The organism is Streptomyces pseudogriseolus, assembly GCA_002154585.1.
GTDB classification, from domain to species: domain Bacteria; phylum Actinomycetota; class Actinomycetes; order Streptomycetales; family Streptomycetaceae; genus Streptomyces; species Streptomyces pseudogriseolus.
Window position 1 is genome coordinate 1 of the sequence record MUNG01000696.1, and the last position, 672, is coordinate 672.

The 672-nt window shown below is 68.8% G+C and carries 1 protein-coding gene; it reads left to right on the plus strand.

From position 1 onward, the window contains the following. The coding region (locus CCN29_RS34145; protein WP_442538689.1) for an MFS transporter at positions 1 to 493 on the plus strand (493 nt) is incomplete at its 5' end. Positions 494 to 672 lie beyond the last annotated feature (179 nt).

The following is a 672-nucleotide window of genomic DNA, read 5'->3' on the forward strand; positions in this document are numbered from 1 at the left end:
CCGGCAGCTCGCGGCGACGGTCCGCGACATGCGCCGGCACCCGCTGACGCTCGCCTTCCTGCTGGCGTACCTGATCTACAACGACGGCATCCAGACGGTGATCTCCCAGGCCTCCGTGTACGGCTCGAAGGAGCTGGGGCTCGGTCAGTCGACGCTGATCGTGGCGGTGCTGCTGGTCCAGGTGCTGGCGGTGGCGGGCGCGCTGCTGCTGGGCCGGTGCGCCCGGCGGTACGGGGCGAAGCGCACGATCCTCGGCTCGCTGGTCGCCTGGACGCTGACGCTGGCCGCCGGGTACTTCCTGCCGGCCGGCGCGCCCGTCTGGTTCTTCGTGCTCGCCGCCGGGATCGGCCTGGTCNNCCAGCTCACCGGCAGCTACCGGGACGCGATCGTCTCCCTGGTGGGGTTCTTCGTCCTGGGATTCGTTCTGCTCGCGCGGGTACCCGTACGGCGGGCGATCACCGACGCGGGCAACCCGGTGCCCCAGCGGATTTAGCGCTCGAGGCGAAAGGGCGGTAGTGTACGCGTTTGGCCTGCCAGGCGTACCGTTACTGCGCGTCAAAGATGCCGAACCGCTGTGTGACATCTGTGACCAGATGTGACAAACCGGGCGTCGGTGGGTACTGCACTGGTTGACAAAGGCTGCGGCCACGACGGCGACACATGACCCGGAAC